The organism is Methylobacterium indicum, from assembly GCF_001043895.1.
GTDB lineage: Bacteria > Pseudomonadota > Alphaproteobacteria > Rhizobiales > Beijerinckiaceae > Methylobacterium > Methylobacterium indicum.
The window spans coordinates 1-579 of the sequence record NZ_JTHF01000495.1 but is presented as its reverse complement, the minus strand read 5'-3'; the positions used below and the strand labels follow the sequence as shown (position 1 = coordinate 579).

Sequence of the window (579 nt, the reverse complement as noted above, 5' to 3'; positions counted from 1 at the left end):
CGGCCTCGACGCCAAGGGGGCGATCACCGGGTGGGAGCACCGCATCGTCGGCAAGTCGATCATCATCGGCACGCCGCTCGAGGCGATGATGGTCAAGGACGGGGTCGACGCTACCACGGTGGAGGGTGCGTCCGACACCCCCTACGCCCTGCCGGCCTACCGGTTCGAGGTCCACAACGCCCGCGAGGGCGTGCCGGTCCTGTGGTGGCGCTCGGTCGGGCACTCGCACACCGCCCAGGCGATGGAGGTGTTCATCGACGAGGCGGCCCATGCCGCCGGCCAGGACCCGGTCGCCTACCGGCTCGGCCTCCTCCGCCAAGCGCCCCGGCTCTCCGCCGCCCTGACGCTGGCGGCCGAGAAATCCGGCTGGAGCGCCCGCGACCAGAAGCCCGGCCGCGGCTACGGCGTCGCCGCGCACGAATCCTTCGGCTCCTACGTGGCGATGGTGGCCGACGTGACGGCCGAGGCCGGCAAGGTGAAGGTCAACCGCATCGTCGCGGCGGTCGATGTCGGCGTGGCGGTGAACCCGGACGTCATCCGGGCTCAGGTCGAGGGCGCGGTCGGCTTCGCCCTGTCGTC

1 protein-coding gene is annotated in these 579 nt (G+C 72.4%); it reads left to right on the top strand.

The window, feature by feature from the left end; genetic code table 11:
- Positions 1-579, top strand: a 579-nt coding sequence (locus QR78_RS31700; RefSeq protein ID WP_048431624.1) for a molybdopterin cofactor-binding domain-containing protein, incomplete at both ends; no start/stop codon positions are given.